General features: G+C 58.2%; 19 protein-coding genes. 12 read left to right on the forward strand and 7 right to left on the reverse strand.

Going from position 1 to position 22,874, the window contains the following annotated elements; translation table 11 throughout:
- Window positions 1-109: 109 nt before the first annotated feature.
- On the forward strand, window positions 110-1,723 hold the full coding sequence (locus Q0V70_RS02460) for a protein kinase domain-containing protein (protein ID WP_297588000.1): 1,614 nt from the start codon (window positions 110-112) through the stop codon (window positions 1,721-1,723).
- Window positions 1,724-1,747: 24 nt separating this feature from the next.
- Here Q0V70_RS02460 and Q0V70_RS02465 read toward each other — a convergent pair whose 3' ends face one another.
- From Q0V70_RS02465 to Q0V70_RS02475, 3 genes are all read right to left on the reverse strand, one after another.
- A complete protein-coding gene (locus Q0V70_RS02465) occupies window positions 1,748-3,478 on the reverse strand; it encodes a biotin/lipoyl-containing protein (RefSeq protein ID WP_297588003.1) in 1,731 nt (576 codons plus the stop codon).
- A gap of 38 nt (window positions 3,479-3,516) precedes the next feature.
- Window positions 3,517-4,884, reverse strand: coding sequence for a dihydrolipoyl dehydrogenase (gene lpdA / locus Q0V70_RS02470; protein WP_297588006.1), 1,368 nt, complete (start codon window positions 4,882-4,884; stop codon window positions 3,517-3,519).
- Window positions 4,885-4,988: 104 nt separating this feature from the next.
- Window positions 4,989-6,422 (reverse strand): leucyl aminopeptidase, encoded by a 1,434-nt coding sequence (locus tag Q0V70_RS02475; protein WP_297588009.1) that lies wholly within the window; start codon window positions 6,420-6,422, stop codon window positions 4,989-4,991.
- Between the two features lie 300 nt (window positions 6,423-6,722).
- On the opposite strand from Q0V70_RS02475, the gene gap reads away from it, so the two are divergent.
- The 4 genes from gap (at window position 6,723) to Q0V70_RS02495 (ending at window position 11,720) form a co-directional block, all read left to right on the forward strand.
- A complete protein-coding gene (gap, locus tag Q0V70_RS02480; RefSeq protein WP_297588600.1) occupies window positions 6,723-7,730 on the forward strand; it encodes a type I glyceraldehyde-3-phosphate dehydrogenase in 1,008 nt (335 codons plus the stop codon).
- A 97-nt stretch (window positions 7,731-7,827) separates the two neighbouring features.
- Window positions 7,828-9,018: a phosphoglycerate kinase gene (locus Q0V70_RS02485; RefSeq protein ID WP_297588603.1), complete on the forward strand. Its 1,191-nt coding sequence runs from the start codon at window positions 7,828-7,830 to the stop codon at window positions 9,016-9,018.
- A gap of 2 nt (window positions 9,019-9,020) precedes the next feature.
- Window positions 9,021-9,797: a triose-phosphate isomerase gene (tpiA, locus tag Q0V70_RS02490; protein ID WP_004010716.1), complete on the forward strand. Its 777-nt coding sequence runs from the start codon at window positions 9,021-9,023 to the stop codon at window positions 9,795-9,797.
- A 165-nt stretch (window positions 9,798-9,962) separates the two neighbouring features.
- On the forward strand, window positions 9,963-11,720 hold the full coding sequence (locus tag Q0V70_RS02495; RefSeq protein WP_297588013.1) for a cell wall-binding repeat-containing protein: 1,758 nt from the start codon (window positions 9,963-9,965) through the stop codon (window positions 11,718-11,720).
- 123 nt (window positions 11,721-11,843) lie between these two features.
- Here the strand turns inward: Q0V70_RS02495 and Q0V70_RS02500 are convergent, their stop codons facing one another.
- The 3 genes from Q0V70_RS02500 to Q0V70_RS02510 all read right to left on the reverse strand — a co-directional run bounded on the left by Q0V70_RS02500 (window position 11,844) and on the right by Q0V70_RS02510 (window position 14,617).
- The gene (locus Q0V70_RS02500; RefSeq protein WP_297588015.1) at window positions 11,844-13,295 is read right to left on the reverse strand and encodes a hypothetical protein; all 1,452 of its coding nucleotides are present in this window, start codon (window positions 13,293-13,295) and stop codon (window positions 11,844-11,846) included.
- 183 nt (window positions 13,296-13,478) lie between these two features.
- Window positions 13,479-13,973 carry a CrcB family protein gene (locus Q0V70_RS02505; RefSeq protein WP_297588018.1) on the reverse strand — a complete coding sequence of 165 codons (495 nt, stop codon included), beginning with the start codon at window positions 13,971-13,973 and terminating at the stop codon, window positions 13,479-13,481.
- Window positions 13,970-14,617, reverse strand: a complete 648-nt coding sequence (locus Q0V70_RS02510; protein ID WP_297588021.1) for a CrcB family protein — start codon at window positions 14,615-14,617, stop codon at window positions 13,970-13,972. Before Q0V70_RS02510 ends, Q0V70_RS02505 begins: the two co-directional genes overlap by 4 nt.
- A gap of 74 nt (window positions 14,618-14,691) precedes the next feature.
- Between Q0V70_RS02510 and secG the strand changes: the two genes are divergently transcribed.
- Window positions 14,692-15,039, forward strand: coding sequence for a preprotein translocase subunit SecG (gene secG, locus Q0V70_RS02515; RefSeq protein ID WP_297346386.1), 348 nt, complete (start codon window positions 14,692-14,694; stop codon window positions 15,037-15,039).
- A gap of 70 nt (window positions 15,040-15,109) precedes the next feature.
- Here secG and tkt read toward each other — a convergent pair whose 3' ends face one another.
- Entirely contained in the window at window positions 15,110-17,191 is a 2,082-nt protein-coding gene (gene tkt / locus Q0V70_RS02520; RefSeq protein WP_297588023.1) for a transketolase, read from the reverse strand.
- A gap of 97 nt (window positions 17,192-17,288) precedes the next feature.
- Between tkt and Q0V70_RS02525 the strand changes: the two genes are divergently transcribed.
- From Q0V70_RS02525 to Q0V70_RS02550, 6 genes are all read left to right on the forward strand, one after another.
- Window positions 17,289-18,242, forward strand: a complete 954-nt coding sequence (locus tag Q0V70_RS02525) for a tyrosine recombinase (protein ID WP_297588026.1) — start codon at window positions 17,289-17,291, stop codon at window positions 18,240-18,242.
- Between the two features lie 160 nt (window positions 18,243-18,402).
- Window positions 18,403-19,245, forward strand: coding sequence for a ParA family protein (locus Q0V70_RS02530; protein ID WP_282922652.1), 843 nt, complete (start codon window positions 18,403-18,405; stop codon window positions 19,243-19,245).
- Window positions 19,235-20,074 (forward strand): ScpA family protein, encoded by an 840-nt coding sequence (locus Q0V70_RS02535; protein WP_297588029.1) that lies wholly within the window; start codon window positions 19,235-19,237, stop codon window positions 20,072-20,074. Before Q0V70_RS02530 ends, Q0V70_RS02535 begins: the two co-directional genes overlap by 11 nt.
- Entirely contained in the window at window positions 20,065-20,733 is a 669-nt protein-coding gene (scpB, locus tag Q0V70_RS02540) for an SMC-Scp complex subunit ScpB (RefSeq protein ID WP_297588032.1), read from the forward strand. The genes Q0V70_RS02535 and scpB overlap by 10 nt, the downstream gene beginning before the upstream one ends.
- Window positions 20,705-21,541 (forward strand): pseudouridine synthase, encoded by an 837-nt coding sequence (locus Q0V70_RS02545; RefSeq protein ID WP_297588035.1) that lies wholly within the window; start codon window positions 20,705-20,707, stop codon window positions 21,539-21,541. Before scpB ends, Q0V70_RS02545 begins: the two co-directional genes overlap by 29 nt.
- Window positions 21,538-22,767, forward strand: a complete 1,230-nt coding sequence (locus tag Q0V70_RS02550) for a prephenate dehydrogenase (protein ID WP_297588038.1) — start codon at window positions 21,538-21,540, stop codon at window positions 22,765-22,767. The genes Q0V70_RS02545 and Q0V70_RS02550 overlap by 4 nt, the downstream gene beginning before the upstream one ends.
- Window positions 22,768-22,874 lie beyond the last annotated feature (107 nt).

Here is a 22,874-nt window from a genome sequence, read left to right on the forward strand (position 1 = left end):
GGATTTTTGCCCCAGGGGTAAACCGAGTTCTGCCGCCGTGTCCAAAGTTATCCACAGGTTTGAAAATGTCTGTTGATTTTTGTTGATGTATTTAGATATATATTGAGCTATGGAACTTGTTGACTATGTCCTATATGAACCGGTTGGGTTTGGTAAAAGCGGCCCCATGTGGCGGGTGGTAGACGACCAGGGCGGGACCCACGCGCTGCAGCTGTTGGGCGGTGCACTGTCGGCTCAACTGGAGTCCCGGCTGCGGACGTTGCGAAAGGTGTCGTGCCCGAACCTGCTGAAACTCCACGAATTGCGTAAACTGACCGATGGCCGCTACGTGGCTATTTTTGAGTATCTAGACGGACAAGACCTGGAAGTGTTGCGGGCGGGACGCGAGTTCAGTATGCCGCAGGTCAACTTCATCGCGCTGTCCCTGGCTCGGGGTTTGGCGGCACTGCACGAGGTCGGTTTGAGTCACGGAGACGTTTCGGCGGCGAATCTGATGGTGACGGCACAAGGCCGGGTGGTCCTGGTGGACTTGCTGGGTGACGTGGGGACGACCAGGGCGTTTAGCGCGCCGGAAACGGAGGGGCTCACTTGGAGCACCGCGGCGGGAGAAGCCTCTGGAGCGGAGGCGGCATCCGCTGTTGCCGCCGGGGCGTCTGTGGCGGTGAATCAAGCCGGTGATGTATACGCGATGGCGCAGGTCCTGCTGGCATTGGGAATGGACGCGGGTCTGTTGAAAGCCGCGTTTAACCCGGTGGCGAGCGCGCGACCCAGCGCGGGGGAACTTGCCGAGGCGTGGGAGAGTCTGCCGTGCTGTGGTATTGACCTGTTGGACGGGTCGGAGCTGATGGCGGCACGGATGCGGGCGGCCGGACGAGACGTGGCCACCGAGCTGGTTACACCGTCGCGCCGTCCGGTGCCAGCGCGGCGCCAACGCCACGAAACTCGCCCGCCCAGCCCGATATTGCGCTGGGGACTGCCGGTTTTGGCGGGAGCGGCGCTGGCGCTGGGAGCGGTCTTGTTTCCGCGATTGGCAGAGCTACCAAGCGCGGCCCAAGCGTTGCCCGCGCAGTCCGCAAAACCGAGCACGGCCGCGCTTTTGACAGACGACACCTTGCCCAGCCTTGCGAGTCAAAAAGGCAGCGCCAACACGCCAAACTCGCCGTACCACACTGCTGCACCCCGTCCCGATGCGATGATGCCTTCTGAAAGCCTCGCGGAACCGGCAGCTCCCGAAAGCTCGCCAACAGCCACGCCACCGGCTGACCTGTTGCCTAATTCACCGGATAGTCAAGCGAAAACCCCGAACTTGCGCGATCCCATCACGGACGACACTTCGGCCCAGGAAATCCTGCAGCTGTTGCTGACCAAACGCGATGCGGCCCTGACACGCCAGGACCGGGCGGCTTTAGAGAAACTCAGTGTCAAGGATTCGATAGCCGGGTCCGCGGATGCGAGTTTGCTGGCTGCTTTGCAGGCCAGTCAAGCCCAGGTTGAGGGCCTGTCCACCGCGGTCAAGTCAGCGACTATCGTGGCGGGCAATAAGGGCGGCGCCGGCAAGAATACGCGTTCAGTGCGTCTGCAGGTGACTCTGACGCAAGGCTCCTACACCCAAATTGACCGTATCGGGAACCGTCACCAAATCGCGGCGATTCCCGATACGGAATCAGAGATTCTGTTATCCGGCAATCCGTGGAAGATTGCTTCGGTGGTCCGACTCGATTGAGCGGGTTATTTCGTGAATCCGGCTCTAGCCCACGTAGGCCAGTACGGTGCCGACATCTACGGTTTCGTCTTCGGTGACGACGATTTGGGTGATGGTGCCGGCTATGGGGGAGGGGATTTCGGTGTCGACTTTGTCGGTGGAGACTTCCAGGAGGGGTTCGTCCAACGTGACAGTATCGCCGACGTTCTTTAGCCACTTTGTGACGGTTCCTTCGGTGACGGATTCACCCAAGGCCGGCATCTTAATGGGCTGACCCGTCCCACTCGCCATCGGGGCCGCCGGAGCTTGTGGTGCCGCCGGAACTTCTGACACGGCCGGAGCCGCCGGGGCTGCCGGAGGAATCGGTGGAACCGGAGGAACCGGGGGAGCCGGAATAGGCGGTGCTACGGGTGCCGCGGGTACTGCCGGAGCGACCGGGGCTTGCGGCGCTGGCGCGGAACCTTGATTATGCGCGAATGCCTCGGCGACCTCGGCAAACAGCTGCGCCAGGCGAGCCATATCCAGCTCTCCGCCTGTAGCCGTGGCGTTGGGCGTGGTCGAAACCGGAGCCGGCAAAACCGGCGGAGTCGGAACTGCCGGAGCGGCCGGAACTTCGGGAACCGGCGGAACAGGTGGCGTAGCAGCCGCGGTAGCCGGCGGCGTGGGCAAAGCCGGAGGAGCTGCAGGAATTGCAGGCGGCACGGGAGGCTGCGGCTGAGCCGGAACGCTACCTGCGGCATCTAAAACATCTTGCTTGCGGATACGTCCGCCTACACCGGTGCCGTGCACCTTGCTGAGGTCAACGCCCTTTTCGGCAGCCAATTTCCGCACAATCGGGGTCGCGTACTCCGCCTGATTACCAGCAGGTGTCGCCGGAGCAGCGGGGGCAACAGGAGCTGCGGGTGCGGCAGGGGTAGAAACCGCGGGCGAAATCGGTGCTGCCGGAGCCTCCGGAGCCGCGGGTGCCACTGGAGTTGCGGGTGCTGCGGGAACCGCGGGCACAACAGGCGCAGCGGGTGTCGAGACTTCCCCACCGATGTAGGCGAGGATGGTGCCGACGTCTACGGTTTCGTCTTCGGTGACGACGATTTGGGTGATGGTGCCGGCTATGGGGGAGGGGATTTCGGTGTCGACTTTGTCGGTGGAGACTTCCAGGAGGGGTTCGTCCAACGTGACAGTATCGCCGACGTTCTTTAGCCACTTTGTGACGGTTCCTTCGGTGACGGATTCACCTAACGCCGGCATCTTAATGGGCTGACCCGTCCCACTCGCCACCGGCGCGATTGGAGCCACCGGAGCCGCTGGAACTTCTGACACGGCCGGAGCCGCCGGAACAGCCGGAGGAATCGGTGGAACCGGAGGAACCGGGGGAGCCGGAATTTCCTCAGCCTTCGGAGGAATCGGCGGAACTGTCGGATAGGACCACTCAACCTGCGCGCCGCCATCGCTACCAGCGGTGACGGTGGAAGGAATTTCGGGATTCGGCAGCTCTGGAACCGCCGGGGCCGCCGGAACAGCCGGGGTGGCACTGACTTCTGAAGCCTCGCCGACTTCAGCCAAAATGGTACCCACATCGACCGTTTCGTCCTCTGGCACCAAAATCTTGGTCAGCACGCCCGCAACGGGACTGGGTATCTCGGTGTCGACCTTATCAGTCGAGACTTCCAGGAGGGGTTCGTCCAGGGTGACGGTGTCGCCAACATTTTTCAGCCATTTCGTGACGGTACCTTCGGTAACCGATTCCCCAAGCGCGGGCATTGCAACTGATTGAGCCATGATTTCGTCTTTCTCCTTTGATTGACTTTCCCGAAGTTTCAGCCGTGCAGCGGCTTGCCAGCCAAAGCCATCGCCGCTTCACCAATCATCTCGTTTTGGGTCGGGTGGGTGTGCATCAGGTAAGCCAAATCCTCGGCATCAGCTTCCCAGTTCACAATGAGCTGTCCTTCACCAATCTGTTCCCCGATACGCTGACCCAAGGCGTGGAAGCCCACAATCGGACCGTCCTTGACCTGAACCAGTTTCACGAACCCGGCCGCTTTCAGCATTTGCGACTTTGCATTGCCCAACATGTTGGACTGTTTCGAGATGACATTGTCCGCGCCGTAAACTTCCTTAGCTTTCGCTTCGGTCAAGCCCACGGAGGCAATTTCGGGTTCACAGAACGTTACGCGCGGAATGTTGTCATTGGGCACGACACGCGGGTTCAGTCCCGCGATTTCCTCAGCCACGAAAACTCCTTGCATTGTGGCGCGGTGTGCCAGCTGCAGACCGGGCACAATGTCTCCGACTGCATAAATATTCCCCACGCCGGTGTGCAGGCGTTCGTTGGCCAATACGAAACCTCGATCCATCGGGATGCCCTGTGCCTCGTAACCCATGTTCGCTGTGTTCGGGCCGCGTCCAATCGCTACCAGCAGGTAATCAGCACGGAGAGTCTGACCGTCCTCGGTGTTGACCGTTACCCCGTACCCGTCCTCTATAGCGTTCTTAAACCGGGTGTTAGTCATGAACTTAATCCCGCGCGCTGTAAACGCCTTTTCCAAGCCCTTAGAAATGTCCTCGTCCTCGTTTGGCACCAGGTGCGGTAAAGCCTCAACGATGGTCACGTCCGCCCCGAAAGACTTCCATACGGAAGCAAACTCGACGCCAATGACCCCGCCGCCCAAAATGACTACTGAACTGGGAACATGATTGAGGAACAGGGCGTGCTCGGAACCGATTATGCGCCCGCCCAGGTTCATCCCCAAAGTCTTGGTGACCGAACCGGAGGCCAATACGATGTTCTTGCCCTTGAGTACCCGATCTCCAGCGGTGACCGTATCGACCCCGCTGAGCACGCCGCGAGCATTGACGAACTCGACCTTGTGACTCTTAATTAACCCGGACAGGCCACGATGCATTTTGTTGATGATTCCGCTTTGGAATTCCAGCACCTTAGCCATATCGACGCCGTTGAAAGCAGAGGAGATGCCCCAATCCGAGGACTCATGCACGGTATCAGCAACTTCCGCGGCCCTCAGCAAAGCCTTGGTCGGTATGCAACCGCGGTGCAAACAGGTGCCGCCGACTTTGTCCGCTTCGACCAAGGCGACGCTCATTCCCAGAGAAGTTGCTCGCAAAGCACAAGCGTAACCGCCATTTCCGCCGCCTAAAATCACTACATCGTATTGTTCTTCGCTCAATGTTCAACTCCAGTTCTGTCAAAGGAACAAATTTCTCAGCAGATTCATTCTTTCACTAAACCTTTTACATGTGTTAATGCAAACAGAGTGAGAGAAAACTGCCGTTAGCGACCCATTTCCGCAATGACGCGCAGTAGGGTACGCACCCCGTAACCAGTACCGCCTTTCGGGGTGTATCCCCAGGCTGAACCACTATTAAAGCCCGGACCGGCAATATCGATATGTGCCCACGGCGTGTCGCCCACAAACTGTTCCAGGAAAATCCCGGCCACCAGCATGCCGGCTTCGCGTTTCGAGGAAGAATTCGCGATGTCAGCCACGTCAGAATGCAAGTGCTCCAACAGGTATTCCGGCAGCGGCGCCGTCCAAGCCGGTTCCCCGACCGCCATGGAGGCATCGCGAATCCGGTCCTTTTGACATCCCATCACCCCGGCCATGCGAGTACCGAAAGCAATTCTCTGGGCGCCGGTCAGGGTGGCCATGTCAATGACCAAGTCGGGATGCTGCGCCACCGCCATAGTCAAACCGTCTGCCAGCACCAAACGTCCCTCCGCATCGGTGTTGGTGATTTCCACGGTTTTCCCGCTTTTCATTGTAATGACGTCATCGACCCGCGATGCGTTGCCGCTGACCAAGTTTTCCGCCAAGCACAGCCACGCCGTGACTTTCACAGGCAGACCCATTTCCGCCGCCGCTAAGCACACCGCTCCCATGGTCGCGGCGCCGGTCATATCCGATTTCATGGTGACCATGGAAGTGCTCGGTTTTAAGCTGTAGCCCCCGGAATCGAAAGTGATGCCCTTGCCAACCAGGGCGACATGCGCTTTCGCTCCCTCGGGCGCGTAGGTCAACTTCACCAGGCAGGGCTTGCGCTTGGAGCCTTTCCCTACCGCGACGAGGCCGCCGAAGCCCTGGTCCTTGAGGTCACGGTAGCTCCACTTTTCAAAGCTGACCGGCAGGTTCTTGCTGGCTTTCTGGAACGCTTTGGCCATAGATTCGGGGTACAGCTCGGAAGGGGAAGTGTTCACCAGGTCGCGGACTCGCGTGACCGCCTTGACGGTAGTTTGCAGTTGGGCCCGCTCCGTATCGCTGAGAGCATCGTGTGCCGGAATACACAGAGTTTTCAGGGTTTTGGCTGGTTTGGACTGATACTTTCCAAAACGATAGGCCCCCAGAAGCGCCCCCTCGACCGTGGCCAGGACTTCCTCCCGGTTCTTTGTGGGGAAAGAAAAAGCGAGTTCTTCACTGGACACACTACGGGTCACGTTGCCGGCCGCTTCGCGGAAGTTCTGGAGCGTTTCGGCGGTATTTTTCGGTGAGCCGACTCCGACAAACACGACGAACGCGGCGGAAAAATCATGCGGGGAGGGAACCCTGTTGACCTCTCCGAGCTTTCCGGTCACTCCGGCAGCGCGGGCAAAATCCCGCAGGGCGGGAAAAGTGGGAACCTGCAGTTCCTTGCCTTCTTTGGCGACAGCAAGCACCAGGGGAGTGGACAGGGCGGGCAAATCTTTAGAAAAAACATCAATCTTGGTCATACCTGAATCCTACGTCCTTTTTCGGGTTGGTTTGCGGTTTTGTCCCCCGCCAAGGGGCTCGGCCCGCGGGTCCGCGGTGTAGAAACGGGTGCGCCGTGAATTAATAATTCGGGATTTACGGGACGGTTTTGGCGCATAAGAGCGAAATTAACTGCGATTTCTGATGATTTATAGGTGTGTTTCAGGTAGGTTTTAAGGGCTGGTCGACATTTTTGACCGGGTTCCGCAGTGCATTCACTGCCGGGATTGAATAACTAAAGAACCTACATGTGCACAGAGTTGCACAAGATGGAGGAAACTGTGACTGTCCGTGTTGGCATTAATGGCTTTGGCCGTATTGGTCGTAACTTCTTCCGCGCCGCCCTGGAGCAGGGCGCGGACATCGAGATTGTTGGCGTGAACGACTTGACCGACAACCATACCTTGTCTCACCTGTTGAAATACGATTCGGTGACCGGCCGCCTGGGCAGAGAAGTCACCTATGATGACGATTCCATTACCGTTGACGGCAAGAAATTTGCCGCGATGGCAGAGCGCGACCCCTCCAACCTGCCTTGGGGCGATTTAGGTGCGGATATTGTGATTGAATCCACCGGCTTCTTTACCGATGGAGACGCGGCTCGCGCCCACATTAAGGCCGGCGCCAAGAAAGTCATTATCTCCGCTCCCGCCAAGGGCAACGTGGATGCGACTTTCGTCATGGGCGTAAACCATGAGACTTACGATCCGGCAAAGCATAACGTGGTTTCTAACGCTTCTTGCACCACGAACTGCCTGGCCCCCATGGCCAAGGTCCTGGACGACGAGTTCGGTATCGACTACGGTCTGATGACCACCATTCACGCCTACACCGGCGACCAGCGCATTCACGACGCTCCGCACAAGGATTTGCGTCGCGCCCGCGCTGCGGCTCAAAACATTGTGCCGACTTCCACCGGTGCTGCTCGCGCGGTCGCCCTGGTGCTTCCCCAGTTGAAGGGCAAGCTCGACGGTTACGCCCTGCGCGTGCCGGTGATTACCGGTTCCGTCACCGACTTGAGCTTCATCCCGAAGAAGTCCTGCTCTATCGATGACATTAATGCCGCGATGAAGGCTGCTGCCGAGGGCTCTTTGAAGGGTATTTTGGCTTACAACGACGATGGCATTGTTTCTACCGACATCGTCACCGACCCGCACTCATCCATTTACGATGCACCGCTGACCAAGCAGATCGACAACATGATTAAGTGCGTGTCCTGGTACGACAACGAATGGGGCTACTCTAACCGCGTGGTTGACCTGACCATGTTCATGGGCAAGCAGCTCTAATTCAGGAGTTTTGAGTGAGATAGGACGCCTGCATTTCTACGCGATTTGCGGGCGTCCTCTCGCATTTTCCTAGTGTTTAAGGAAAGGAATAAATATGCTGAAAACTATCGATTCCTTGGGAGATTTGAGCGGCAAGCGCGTTTTGGTGCGCTGCGACTTTAATGTGCCTCTCAAGGACGGCGTCATTACTGACGATGGGCGTATCCGCGCGGCGCTGCCCACCCTGCAAAAGTTGCTGGACAGCGGAGCGAAAGTTATCACTATGGCTCACCTGGGGCGTCCTAAAGGCCAGGTTATGCCCGAATTTTCTCTGGCTCCAGTAGCGCAGCGCCTTGCTGAACTGATTGGGGTCAAGGTCACTTTGGCTGCGGACACGACCGGTGCGGACGCGGAAGCGAAATCTGCCGCCCTGGCCACCGGCGAAATCCTTATGCTGGAAAACGTCCGGTTCGACCCTCGTGAAACCTCGAAAGACGACGCCGAACGCGCTGCTTTCGCAGCTGAAATGGCGGCGTTGGCGGACTGCTACGTGTCCGATGGCTTTGGGGTAGTGCACCGTAAGCAAACCTCGGTTTATGACGTGGCGAAACTGCTGCCCGCAGCGGCTGGTTTCCTGGTGTTAAAGGAAATTGAGTCCCTGCGCAAGGCTACCGAGAATCCGGAACGGCCTTACACGGTGGTGCTGGGCGGCTCGAAGGTCTCCGACAAACTCGGCGTTATCGCGAACCTGTTGACAAAAGCCGACACCCTGCTGATTGGCGGCGGTATGGCGTTTACGTTCCTGGCGGCGCAAGGATATGCGGTAGGCAAGTCTCTGTTGGAATCCGACCAAATTGACACCGTGAAAGGCTACCTGGATCAGGCGAAACAAAACGGCGTTGAACTGGTGCTGCCGGTAGACGTCGTGGTGGCTCCCGAGTTTAAGGCTGACGCCCCGGCGACCGTAGTGGCCGCCAATGCTATCCCTGAGGACCAGATGGGCCTGGATATCGGGCCGAAATCGGGTGAACTCTTTGCCGCGAAGATTGCCGAGTCAAAGACCGTGGCTTGGAACGGCCCGATGGGTGTGTTCGAGTTCCCGGCTTTCGCGGGCGGCACGAAAGCGGTAGCAAAGGCATTGCAGGACGGCACTGCCTTTGGCATCGTGGGCGGCGGGGACTCCGCAGCAGCGGTGCGCCAGCTGGGCTTTGACGAGTCCAAGTTCAGCCACATCTCAACCGGTGGCGGAGCATCACTAGAATTGTTGGAGGGCAAGGTTTTGCCCGGTATTGAAGTATTGGAGGCCTAAGCATGGCACGTATTCCCCTGATGGCAGGCAACTGGAAGATGAACCTCGACCACCTCGAGGCAATTCAGTTGGTCAATCAGCTGAACCTTGATCTGCAAGATCATCGTCACGACTTTAGCAAGGTGGAAGTGGCAGTCATTCCGCCGTTTACCGACATTCGTTCGGTACAGACCACCATTGATGGTGACGATATGAAGATTAAGTACGGCGCGCAAGACGTCTCCACTCACGACAACGGTGCCTACACCGGCGAAGTGTCCACCGCGATGCTGACCAAGCTGGGCTGCACCTATGTGGTGGTGGGTCACTCGGAACGCCGCGAATATCACCAGGAAAGCGACGCTGTCGTTAATGAAAAGGCGCGCAAGGTTCTGGCGGCGGGTATGGTACCGATTATCTGCTGCGGCGAGGCTCTGGAGGTGCGTAAGGCTGGAAAGCACGTTGAGCACGTTTTGGCGCAGATTGCAGCCGCTTTTGACGCTATCCCTACCCCGGACGCCGCCAAGTGTGTGGTCGCCTATGAACCTATCTGGGCGATTGGCACGGGCGAGACCGCGACCCCGGAAAACGCTGAGGAAGTTTGTGGGGCTATCCGCGCCAAGCTGGCGGAGCTTTACGGTCAGGAAACCGCTGATGGAATCCGCGTCCTCTACGGCGGTTCGGTGAAGTCCGCGAACGTGGCCGAGCTCATGGCTCAACCTAACGTGGACGGCGGCTTGGTCGGCGGAGCTTCTCTGAAAGCCGAAGAATTTGGCAAGATTTGCCGCCTCGGTGAGTAACGCCACGGCACACACACCCTAAAACTCTCCCGGGGAGGCTATTGATAATCAGTAGTCTCCCCGGGAAAATTTTTCTTTCTGACTGACCGCATCGCGGGGGTGGCATCCCACAGCAAAACAAAGCTATAGTGAATTTTGCACGTCATCGTGGAAGGAATCTCAATCATGAACGCAAAGGCAGGATTGCTGGCAGCCGTACTGTTCGTGGCCTCATCTGGTGGGGCATATTCCGCGGCCAACGCAACCACGTTGGATTTTGAGACAACGCCCCAAGCCCTTCCTTCGGTCCAGGTGGCTAACCAGCAACGTCTGGACGGAGCGGACCGGTACGAAACTGCCGTTAAAATCAGCCGCACGATTTTTCCCGTTTCGGCGGGCACAGCCGTGCTGGTCAGCGGGGAAAATTATCCTGACGGTCTGGTGGCGGGCGCCACCGCGGCGCGTTTGGGCGCACCCTTGTTGCTGACCGCTCACTCCAGCCTGCCACCATCGACCGCGGCTGAGTTAAAACGTCTCAATCCGAAGCAAATCCTGCTGGTGGGAGGTTCGGGTGCAATCGATATGGGGATGGAAAACCGCCTGGAAACAATCCTGCCTGGCGCGAAGCTGCTGCGAGTTTCCGGAGAGGACCGATACCAGACAGCAGCAGCGGTTTCGCAGCATTTTTGGGGTTCGGAAACTGATTCGGTGATGTTGGTTTCCGGCAACGATTTCCCTGACGCGCTGGTGGCGGGACCGGCTGCGGCCCGCCTGGGAGCGCCGCTGTTGCTGAGCAACCCCGCGGGATTTGATGCCACAACTGTGACAGAACTGAAACGCCTGAAACCCCAAACCGTTTACGTCATCGGGAAAAAACTCCCTTCCGACGCCTCAGCCCAGCTCCGGGAATCTCTGCCGGGGGTTTCCCTGGTGCCTGTGGGTGGAACTGACCGTTTCGATACGGCATTTAATGTTTCCCAGCAGTTCTGGGGTCAAGGCTTTTCCGGGGCGCTGGTAACTTCGGCCCTGAACTTCCCGGATGCTTTGTTCGGGGCGGTTTTGGCAAAAGCTGCGGGGCTGCCGGTTTTGCTCAGCGGGCCGACGTGCAACAGCCAACCGGTAGTCAAGCGCCTTTCGACTGTGGGGATTAAGATTTTCCTCGGTGGCACCGGTGCCGTGTCGAATGAGGCGACAGGAAAAGTGTGCCCGCCACCGGTGCGGCCCACGGATATAGTTCCTGGACAAAACCACATCTATGCCGCGCAAAGCTACGTTTATCCGGCTGGGCAAGTGCAGGACTGGCTATTGCGCCGCCAAGCCTCGCCGACCTATCCCCAACAAAAAGTCGTGTTCCTGACTTTTGACGATGGACCCTCCGCCAACACCGCCCAGAACCTGCAGACTTTAGCGAGCCGCGGAGTTCACGCCACTTTCTTTGTGGCGACAAACCAGCTGGGCAGTGCCGCTACCCAACAGATTTTGCGCCAAGAACTGCTCAATGGTCATGCGGTGGCGGTGCATACCGCCTCGCATAACTATCAGTATCTATACCCTCGGCGCGTGTGTTCGCCGGCGAATGTCGGGGCAGATTACGCCCGGGCGGTCGATACGGTGCGTTCGATTTTGGGTCCCCAGTGGGGGACCGGCGCTTTCCGGTATCCGGGAGGACAGATGTCGTGGCGCGGCATGGGACCTTGTAACCAGTTGATGGCTTCACGCGCAATGACGTGGATAGATTGGAACGTGGAAATCGGGGACGCGTTGATCCGGTCGTTGAATGCCAACCAGCTGTTGAATCGGATGCGCTCACAGGTTCCGCATACCGGAAACGTGGCAGTCGTGTTGATGCACGATTCGGCGCCAAAAACTGCTACCGTTGCGGCACTGCCCAGCATTATCGACTACTTTGTCGCACAGGGCTACAGTTTTGGCGTTATTGGCTAGCCGCCAAGTGCGTGGTAGCGTGTGAGCCTATCTGTGCTATCGACACCGATGAGACCGCGACCTCGGAAAAAGCCGAGGAAGTTTTTATGATGCCAGCCAGTCATCACTGCCTGAGCGGTAATGCTATTTAGAGTATTTCAGATTCAATCTCTTAACCTCGTCGGCTTTGCCTAGTTTGAACAGGGCGTGAGCAAGCTCATCTTGGGTTATCTCGTTGCCAACTACCAGGTGAGGAAGGTATTTTTGGGTGATTAGCGCCTTTCTCTCGAAAGCTGTCAACTTCTGTGAAGCGCGATCCTTCGGGATTCCCGTGCTCGCTTCGTCATCATTGAACCATTGCAAAAGGTTTAACACGGTCAGATTCTTGGGGTTGCTGAGCGGCTCGAACTTAAAACCATAAAAGTTTTTAGTCGCCAAAGCTTTCGCGAATGCGTCGACTTTCTTAAAAGCGTTTTTTGTCCCCAGAGTTTCGGCATCGTGATACATGACTCCGAGCAAAGACTTTTGAGAATCGGACAGTTTATCGACAAATAGCGCTAGGCGTGGAGCATATTTCTCAAAGGTCTTTGTCCCCGCAGCAAGAACCTTGGGATCCAATTTTTCCGCAACTTTTTTCATTGACTCGTCCACAGCTGGGCTCTGGTCATATTCGAGATCACTATGTCTCTTGTGTACGCTCGCTGCCTCATCGAATCGACTCAAAATGGCTTTGAGACCGCCAGAGAATTTGTCAATAGCCGAGGTATCCTCCATATCGACAATAAAGCATTCCCAATCATATTGAAAGGCTTTGAGGTCGATGCGTTGCAAATCCGAATATCGAGCTGCTCTTTGATCGTTGATTGCCCGGAAAAGACGTTGACCTTCCTCGGTTCTTTTCATAGCCCAGCGAGTTTGCTCTTTATTGACTGTCGCACTTGAAAAATCCTCCAGCTTTCGGTAGAAAGAGCGCCCCGCAAAATCTGAAGAGGCTAAGAATTGGCCTTTAGAGGCTGGAATTTCGTTCTTGCCTGCTGACACGGACTCGCTCCCGGACTTCATCGCTAGCGAGAACATTTCTTTGATATCAGCCTTAATGCCTCGTTCTTCAGAGCTTGAAAGCCAGAGTTTTTCGCTTCCTTGGTAGCCTCGCACCCAGCCAGATTGCACCAAATCCGCGTCCCCAGTCGAGATCGCAGAAGCTACGTTACCGATCAGTGTCACGCAGTCATCAGCGAAGGCTGAAACTCGATCTCGCATCGCGGTATCGAGAGCGGCAATCAGTTTCGCTTGATTCGCTTTGTAGGTCTCATCAGTTTGTCCAGCCTTAATTATCAAATCGCGCCGCCGGGCATATTCCTTTGCGAAAGCGTGTAAAGAATTATCGGCACGACGCAATATGTTGTCTACGCTCGCAAAATCCTCAAAAGCCGCTGCGGCCAATTTAGCAGCATCGCTAATTTCTACATTGTCAGTAATCAGTGAACCTAGATTTAGGCTATCAATCTTGAAACTCGGTGCTGAGTTTATCTGAGTGGAATTAACCATCAAATAATCTGGAGGAGGAACATGAGGTCTAATGCCAAAAATGTCCATGTTAGCTTCCCTCACTTTCTCTTCATCTTGTACAGAGCGCTATAGCATAATTTTACGTCTAGAATCTTCAAAAGTACAGGGTTTTTATGTGATTAGACGTGACAAAATCCGGCGCGCAGATGCCCAACACCCGACCCATCAGAAGTCCTCTCGGTGCCGTGTTAGAGCTTGTCGCTGATACCCCTAGGAATGCAGGTTCGGCAGGACGAAAACGCCAGTGTTCAGCGCCACGCCCGCCAGTGCCGCGCCGATACAGATAAAAATGACCACACCTATCAGCAGCGTGGCTTTCACGGCGTACACAAAGTCAAACTTGGGCTTCCAGGTATAGCCTATAGTGTCCATGATGGCGGTGGAAAATGTCGTGTAGGCCCCCAGGAACCCGGCCTGTAGCACGTCCGCCAACGTGTGCGTGGGTAGCTGGGCTTGCAACGGCCCGCCCATGACGACATCGAGCCACGGTGAGGTCGCGACCCAGCCCACCAGGAAACATCCCGTGATGTTGACGAAAATAATTCCCCAGCCGCCCCACAAGCGCTTCCCGGTCACGGTTTCACTAGGGTGTTTCGCGCTGCGTCGGTCGCGTAACTTGTCGATGAGGTGCGTGGCGAGCTTGTCTATGCCAAAGCGGGCGGCCGCGCCCAGTCCTCCGCCGAGGGCTATGAAAAGTGGAATCATGCTGACCTCCCCGTGCTGGTGGCGCTGGTTCGCGCTGGCTTGGGGTCAGAAGGCCGGGTGGGGGCGTTTTCCAAAGACTCCGTGGACGACTCGGCGGGAGAATCCGTTGCGGACAAGGGCGGCAGGGAGGTTGGGTCGTTAGCGTTGGGCAGCGTAAAGTCGGCGGGAGAGTCGCGGTAGATATCGCCGGACACAAAAGCCCGCCGGGTCCCCAGCCACAGCGCAAACAATCCCACCGGCAGAGCCACGGCAAACATGGCAATCAGCTCCAGCAGATGCCCCAGGTGAAACTGTTGATAAACCACAATCTGCCACACCGGACCCCCGTAAGTCCCCAGTCCACCGCAAAATCCGGTGCCAACCGTCAGCTTCAGGGCTTGGGTGCGGTGACGATACGGATTGGACACCAAACGACCCGTCAAATATGCCAGCACCACCACCGAAATGAGGTTCAAAATCCAGGTGTCGATGTTGACTCCGCCGCCCCCGACAATGACCCGGCAAAGGCCCTGGCAGCTTGGCGAGGACGACACACTACGGGCTACCAAAGACCCACCCCAGCGCAGCAACGACCCTAGTGCGCCACCGATAAAGACAGCGGTGGTGGCGCTGAGAGGGGATAAATCTTTGGGTGTTGCGGTCACGAAATCATCTTAATACCCGGGTCGTGGTATCATTTCAAGGCTGAGTTCGTGAACAGATAAACACAGAGGAAAACATGTTATTTGCTTTCAACATCGTGGCACAGGTGCTTTTGGTTATCACCTCTCTGCTGCTGGTTTTGTCCATTTTGATGCACAAGGGTCAAGGCGGCGGTATGTCCGATATGTTCGGCGGTGGCTTGACTTCGGCTATGTCCTCCTCCGGCGTGGGTCAGCGTAACCTGAATATTTTGACCGTGGTGGTGTCTCTGGTGTGGCTTTTTGCCATCGTGCTGTTCGCCTTCACCATGGATAAGCCGGCGGCGCCTGACGCCAAGGCTAATCAGACGCCTACCGCGCCCATTACGGCTCCGGCCAATCCGACCCCGGCTTTGCCGACCAGCCCCGCTCCGGCTCAAAAGTAAGCCGCATTAAATCTTATAAGTGGAAGCCCCGGAATATTCCGGGGCTTCCAGTGGTCTCTGGGGCTTTTGCCTAGGCTTTCGCCAGGCTCTCTTTCGCTTTCGCGACCACGTTTTCCACGGTGAACCCGAAGTGGGCAAAGTTATCCGCACCGCTTGCCGGAGTACCAAATGTTTCCACCGAGACGGCTGCCCCCGCGTCGCCCAGATAGCGATACCACGGCATCGCCAGTCCGGCTTCGATGGACACCCGGGCGCGGATTGACGCGGGCAAGACCGATTCCCGATAGGCCGCGTCCTGTTCTTCGAACCACTCCAGGCACGGCAGGGAAACGACCCGAGCCGCCACGCCCTCCTGAGCCAGTTGTTCTCCGGCCTGCAAAGCCAGAGCGACTTCAGAACCTGTAGCCAGCAAAATGACCGCGGGATTGTCCCCAAAGTCTTTCAGCACGTAACCGCCGCGCGCCACATTGTTCGCGCTGGCCAAGCCGGTGTCCGCCCCACGTGCGGGATTGGGCAACTTTTGACGGCTCAGCGCCAATCCGGCCGGGCCGCGCCGCCGCATAATCTCTAACCAGGCATAAGCGGTTTCCGCGCCGTCCGCGGGACGTACCACCGCCAGGTTCGGAATGGCGCGCAAGCTGGTCAGCGTCTCTACCGGCTGGTGAGTCGGTCCGTCCTCGCCAACCCCGATAGAATCGTGGGTCCACACGTACGTGACCGGCAGCTTCATCAGCGCTGAGAGGCGCACCGCCCCGCGCATAAAGTCCGAGAACACCAGGAAAGTCCCCGCGTAGGGGCGGGTTAAACCGCTGGTGGCAATGCCGTTGAGGATCCCGGCCATAGCGTGCTCGCGTACCCCGAAGTGCAGGTTGCGTCCCCATTCGCTGACGTCCGTCCACGCTTTTGTGGCGCGATCAGCGGGAGCAAAAGACGGTTCGTCGGCGATGGCGGTGTTGTTGGAGCCTGCCAGGTCCGCGCTGCCACCCCACAACTCGGGTAGCACGCCAGCCAAAGCATTGATGACCTTGCCGGAGGCAGCGCGGGTGGCGATTGCGCTGCCAGGCTCGAACTGCGGCAACGCCGACTCCACATCGGCGGGCAGTTCCCCGTCCTGCAGACGTTTCAACAACGCGGCCTGCTGCGGGTGGGATTGCTGCCAAGCGGCAAAGCGCGGGTCCCACTCGGCTCGGAAAGCCCGGGCGCGCCTCGCGACGTTTTCCCTGGTCGCAGCGACAATTTCGCCAGGAATGTCGAACATCTTAGCGGGGTCCAGTCCCAGCGCGGTCTTGAGACCCTCCAACTCTGAAGCGCCCAGAGCGGAGCCGTGAATGCCACCCTGATTCTGTTTGTTCGGCGAGGGCCAGCCAATAATGGTACGCAACTTAATAATTGAGGGTTTGTGAGTTTCGGCTTTTGCGGCCTCGAACGCGGCAAATAGGGCCTCCAGGTTTTCCACGTAAGACCCGTCGTCTTGCACCCAGGACACTTCTTGGTAGTGCCAACCCTGAGATTCAAACCGGGCGCGAATATCCTCAGTGAAGGCAATCTCAATATCGTCCTCGATAGAAATCCGGTTTTCGTCATACAGATAGATGAGGTTTCCGAGTTCCTGGGTACCCGCCAGAGACATCGCCTCGTAGCTGATGCCTTCCTGCAGGCAGCCGTCCCCGGATACCACATAAATGCGATGGTCGAAGGGACTTTCGTCGGGAGCCGCGTCCGGGTCTAGCAGCCCGCGCAGACGACGTTGTTCCATCGCCATGCCGACCGCGGCCGCGATGCCGGTGCCCAAAGGTCCAGTAGTGACTTCCACACCGGGCTGGTGACGGTATTCGGGATGTCCGGTCAGCAGCCCGCCCGATTGACGGAACTTTTTCAGGTCCTCGAGCTCTATCCCGTAGCCAGCCAGGAACAGTTGCACGTACTGCAGAGCCGAGGCGTGTCCGGCACTCAAAACGAAGCGATCGCGTCCCAGCCACCAGGGGTCTGCCGGATCGCTGCGCATCACATACTGGTAGAGCAGGTAAGCGGCGGGAGCCAGAGAAATTGGGGTTCCCGGGTGCCCGTTACCGGCGTTTTCTACCGCGTCTGCCGCCAGAGCCTTGGCGGCGTTAATCGCCTGTTTGTCCAGTTCACTTGCCACAAATGTCATAACTCATCACCTAAATTATCGGAAAGTCGGATAGATGCTCGCGGATTTTGTCCCCGTCACTCGATACTATAAAAAAACCGGGTGAAAGGGGGAGGATATGGGCTCGCGACCTGCCCCCGATTTTGCGTATCCGGAACGGCTGGACCCCCAACCCTACTTGGACTATCTGGCGGTGGAGCGCGGCGCGTCCCCGCATACCGTAGCGGCCTACACTCGGGATTTGCGGCGTTACGTGGCATTCCTGGTCGCTAACGGTGTCAACAGTCTCGATGAGGTGACCTTGCCGGTTTTGGAGGCGTTTGTACGTGCGTTGGAGACAGGTTTTGCCGATTATGCCGCGGTGGCGCCCTCCTCGGCGCGCCGTGCCATCGCCAGCGTGCGCTCTTGGCATCGCTATGCCTACGAAACCGGGGCGGCTCGCTCGAATCCGACGAAAGGCATAGCGCCTGCCAAGGTCAGCACACACCTGCCCACGGTGTTGACCGTGGAGGAAGTCCAGGCCCTGCTCGAAGCCGCTAGTGCGCCCAGCGACGATAATGCGTTGCGAGATCGGGCGCTGCTGGAGTTCCTCTACGCGACGGGAGCCCGGATTTCCGAGGCGGTTAATCTGGCGGTTGACGATATAGACCTCGATGAAGAGATCCCGCTGGTGCGTCTGTTTGGCAAGGGCCGCAAGGAACGCCTGTCCATGTTGGGTCACCTGGCCAAAGATGCCCTGGAAGCGTACCTGGTGCGGGTGCGCCCGGGCTTGGCAGAAAAAGGTCATTCACAAGGGCGGGTCTTTTTGAATACTTTGGGGCGGCCTCTCAGTCGGCAAAGTGCCTGGGCGATTATCCAGGCCGCGGCGCAGCGCGCCCAAATTACGGTCCCGGTTGGTCCTCATACCCTGCGGCATTGTTTCGCCACGCACCTATTGCAGGGCGGCGCAGACGTCCGGGCGGTACAAGAATTGCTGGGTCACGCCTCGGTTACTACCACCCAGATTTACACGAAAGTCTCAAACGACATGCTCCGGGAAGTCTACGCTTCAGCACACCCCCGTGCGCGTTAACGGCGGAGGCGGCGTAAAAGCGACGTCTGGGGGACGTCGCGCTGCCGGAGCTCCAAGCAGGAAGGGGCATCGCGAAGCGAGTGAGCCATCGCGGTGGTGTGGTGGTATATCAAGGGACAACTTTGGGTAAACTGTAAAGGTGAATGCTAACCAACCCGCGATGATGCCTGTTCCCGATACGGATAAAGAGTACCCCGTTCCGAAGCCTCTCAAAGGCCACGGTCCGGCGCGGATTATAGCCATGTGTAACCAAAAGGGCGGGGTTGGCAAAACTACGACATCCATCAACTTGGCGGCAGCTTTGGCAGAATACGGCCGCAAAGTATTGCTGGTAGATTTCGATCCGCAGGGCGCGGCCTCGGTCGGTTTGGGCATTAACGGTCACGAGATGGACACCACTATCTATTCCCTGATGGTCGGCCCGCACCGCGACTTGACGACTGCTGATGTTATTCACCACACCAGCACGGAAAACCTCGACATCATTCCGGCCAACATTGACCTTTCCGCCGCGGAGCTGCAACTGGTAAATGAAGTGGCCCGGGAATCTATCCTGGCTCGGGTGCTACGGGAAGTAGAACCGGAATATGACGCGATTATTATTGACTGCCAGCCGTCACTAGGTTTGCTCACGGTCAATGCTTTGACGGCGGCTCACGGGGTGATTATTCCGGTATCTACCGAATTTTTCGCCCTGCGCGGAGTGGCGCTGCTGATGGAAACCATTGAAACTGTACGTGACCGGTTGAACCCGAAACTGCAGTTAGACGGTATTTTGGCGACGTTGGTGGACTCGCGAACCCTGCATTCCAAGGAAGTTCAGGAACGCCTGCTCGAAGCCTTCCAAGACAAAATGTTCTCTACCGTCATCAAACGCACCGTGAAGTTCCCCGACTCTACCGTGGCGACCCGACCTATCACCGAATTTGCCCCCACCCACGAAGGTGCCCAAGCCTACCGCCGCTTGGCGCGCGAAGTGATAGCTAAGGGCTATGTCGCCTAACCCTGACCCGAACCTGCCCGACACGGCCCCGGACAACCAAGAACCGACAGACTTGGACACGGCGGACACCCCCGCTTTTGAGGTCCATTCACCCGAGTACACCGGGCCGTTTCACCTGCTGGCGGACTTGGTCGCGAAACGCAAACTGGACATCACCGCTTTTGCCCTCGCCGAAGTGACCGCGGATTTCCTCGCTTACCTGGACAAATGGCCCAATCTGGCCGAAGCGACGGAATTCCTGGTTATCGCGGCAACTCTGTTGGATATCAAAGCGGCGCGGCTCTTGCCGGGCATGACCGACAGTGAGGAGGATCTGGAACTCCTAGAGGCCCAGGACTTGCTGATTTCCCGGCTCATTCAATATCAAACCTACAAAGAAGCCTCGAACTTTGTCGAGGAGCAGCTGGAGGCCTTTCAACTGGTGACAGGACGCGTGCCGGGAGACGAGCCGGCTTTGAAACACGTCTTGGCGGAACTGAAAACCCAGATTGACCCCGAGGAGTTGGCTCGCCGCGCCGCCAGCACCCTGTACGCGGTGCCTCCGCAAGTCCTGGTCGCCCATCTGCATGATCCGCTCGTTTCGGTTCATGAGCAGACTGCGGTGCTGACCGAGCGTCTGAAAGATGCCCGCACCATCACGTTTAAAGAACTTGTGGCAGACGCCAAAACGCTGCCGGTAATCATTTCGCGATTCCTGGCCCTGCTGGATATGTATCGCTCCGGGGTATTGAGTTTTACCCAGGAAAATCCTTTAGGTAAGTTAGTTATAACCTGGGTCGGCTCCAGCGAAACCGAGACCGAACCCCAGATTGAGGACGAATGGGAATGAGCGACGACCAAGAATTATTGGCTTCACTGGAAGCGATTTTGATGATTACCGAAGCGCCGGTAGGCGCGGACGTGTTGTCCGTAGCCTTGCAGACCCCGGAAACAGAGGTGTACGCCGCCCTGCAGGGGTTGGCTGCGGAATATCGCGGTGAAGGCGGGGAGGGAGCCCTATTCGGCCGCCCGCGCGGATTTGAGCTGCGGGAAGTCGGCGGCGGGTGGCGTATCTACGTGGCGCCGCGGTTTCAGACCTTGGTGCAGCGTTTCGTCACCTTGGGTTCGGTCGGTCGACTCTCACAAGCGGCGTTGGAAACGTTGGCGGTGGTGGCTTACAAACAGCCCTGTACCCGCGCCCAAGTTGCCGCCATTCGCGGTGTGAACGTGGATTCGGTCATGCGTAACCTGGCGGCGCGCGGGCTTATCGAGGAATGCGGCCAAACGAACCTTGGAGCTTTGCTGTACCGCACCACCGCGGCTTTCCTGGAACAGACCGGACTGGACAGCCTGGATCAGCTGCCGCCCTTAGCTCCCTATATGCCGGCTAACCCCGATTTGTCTCAGGTCTTGGCGGCGGAAACGGCCGACATGCTGTGGGATGCTCAAACCCAACGCAGCGCGGACGACAGCGAAATCAATGACACAGAAAGCAGTACAGATGACTGAGTCGGAAACCAAAAATACCGTGACCAGTGACGACACGCCCTTGTCCGAGCCGGAAACTGAAAACCAGACCCGCCCCGAAGCCACCAGCGAACCCGAGCGTCTCCAAAAGGTATTATCCCGCGCCTGTGTCGCCTCCAGGCGGGCCAGCGAGGACCTGATTGCGCAAGGCCGCGTCCAGATAAACGGCGAAACCGTGCGCGAAATGGGGGTAAAAGTCCTGCCCACGGACCGGATTACGGTGGACGGTCAGCGGATTCACACCGATACGGTCCTGCAGGTCTGGGCTTTTCACAAGCCTGTTGGCACGGTGTCTTCGATGCAGCCCGAGGACGATCGTCCCTGCATCGGGGACTGGGTGACGAAACTGCCCGAGCGGGTTTATAACGTGGGTCGATTGGATGCAGCTACGGCGGGATTGCTGCTGTTGACCAACAATGGTGAGTTGGCGAATCGGATCATGCATCCGTCCTACGAAGTCCCGAAAACCTATGTTGCGGTGGTGCAAGGCCAGGTCAAGATGGGTTTGGGTAAGGTGTTGCGCCGCGGGGTCGAGCTGGAGGACGGCATGGTGAAAGTTGATAAATTCAAGCTCATCGAAGTGCGCAAAGGATCATCAATCGTGCAGCTGACACTCCATTCGGGCAAGAACCGCGTGGTGCGCCGCCTGCTCTCTGAGGTGGGCCACCCGGTGTCCGCCCTGACTCGCACCGGCATCGCCAACCTGACTTTGGACGGTCTCAAAGAAGGCCAGTTCCGGCTGCTGCATGGCAACGAGTTGGCTACCTTGCAAGAAATGGTGGGACTATGAGCGAAACTTTGCCGCATTCCACCCCGCAGCCCGGTGTCGCCGTGGTCGGTACGCGCGGGCCGGTTTTAATTATCGGCGCGGGTTTAATCGGGGGGTCTGTTGGTTTGGCGCTGCGTCGTGCGGGAGTGGACGTTTACCTGCGGGACGCTTCCCCGACCGCGATGGCTTTGGGTGAGAGCCTGGGAGCCGGCCGGGTCTGGCGTGAGGGTTTGCCCGCGCCTTCACTAGTGTTGGTCGCGACCCCTCCCGATGTGACCGCCGGTGTCGTTTTGGCGGCATTGCGGGAGTTTCCCGCGGCGTTTGTGTTTGATGTCAGTTCCGTGAAGGATGCGGTGGTGCACGAGGTCGTGGCGGGGGATAGTGCCGCGGCGCCGCGCTATTGCTCGGTACACCCCATGGCTGGCAAGGAAGTGAACGGAGTAGGGGCCGCCACCGCGGACTTATTTGCGGGCCGTCCCTGGGTGGTGGTGGCGCACCAGACGACCCGCCCTGATGTGGTGTTGGCGGCGCGAACTTTGGGGACGGACTTGGGTGCGTTCCTGTTGACTTTGGACGCTGACGAGCACGACCGGGCGGTAGCGTTGGTTTCGCACGTGCCGCAGTTGGTGTCGTCCCTGATGGCGGGCCTGCTGGTGACGGCGCCTCCGGCCGCGCTAGAACTAGCGGGGGGCGGTTTGCGCGATGTGACGCGCATTGCGGCTTCTGACCCGCGGCTGTGGAACGCTATCTTGGCAGGCAACGAAACCGCGGTGCGCGAAATCCTGGTGGAGCTGCAAGGTAACCTGCAGGCTCTCATCGCCGGACTGAGCCCGGAAGGCCCTCGCGAAGCCGGCAACCCGGACGGTAATCCGACCGAAACAATCCCACCCACCCGGCCTTGTGACCCCTCTCAGACTGCCGTGCGCACCGCCTGGAATTCTCCCGCCGTAGGCGCCATTAATACCGTGTTGGTGCGCGGTAACGAGGGCGTGGGCCGGATTCCCGGCAAGCACGGTGATGCGGCCTCGAAGTATGGGGTGGTGGCAGTGCTGGTCCCGGACGAGCCGGGTTTCCTGGGACGTTTGTTCAACGAGGTGGGGTCAGCCGGCATCAACGTGGAGGATTTCCGCCTGGAACACTCTTTGGGGCAAGCACGCGGGCTGGCCTACCTGTACGTCACGCCGGCTTCGGTAGAGCCGCTGATGGAACATCTGGCGAAGCAGGGCTGGTCGCTGGCAGAGGTCTGAACCGGGGGCGCGGTACCGCAGTTTTTTGGCATAACGGGTCATAACAAGCCCTTTTTGCCGGTAAGATAGGTTTGCTTAGGGCGTTACCGGTTTCACTGTGGAATACT

It is taken from the genome of uncultured Mobiluncus sp., from assembly GCF_947087965.1.
Taxonomy (GTDB): Bacteria; Actinomycetota; Actinomycetes; order Actinomycetales; family Actinomycetaceae; genus Mobiluncus.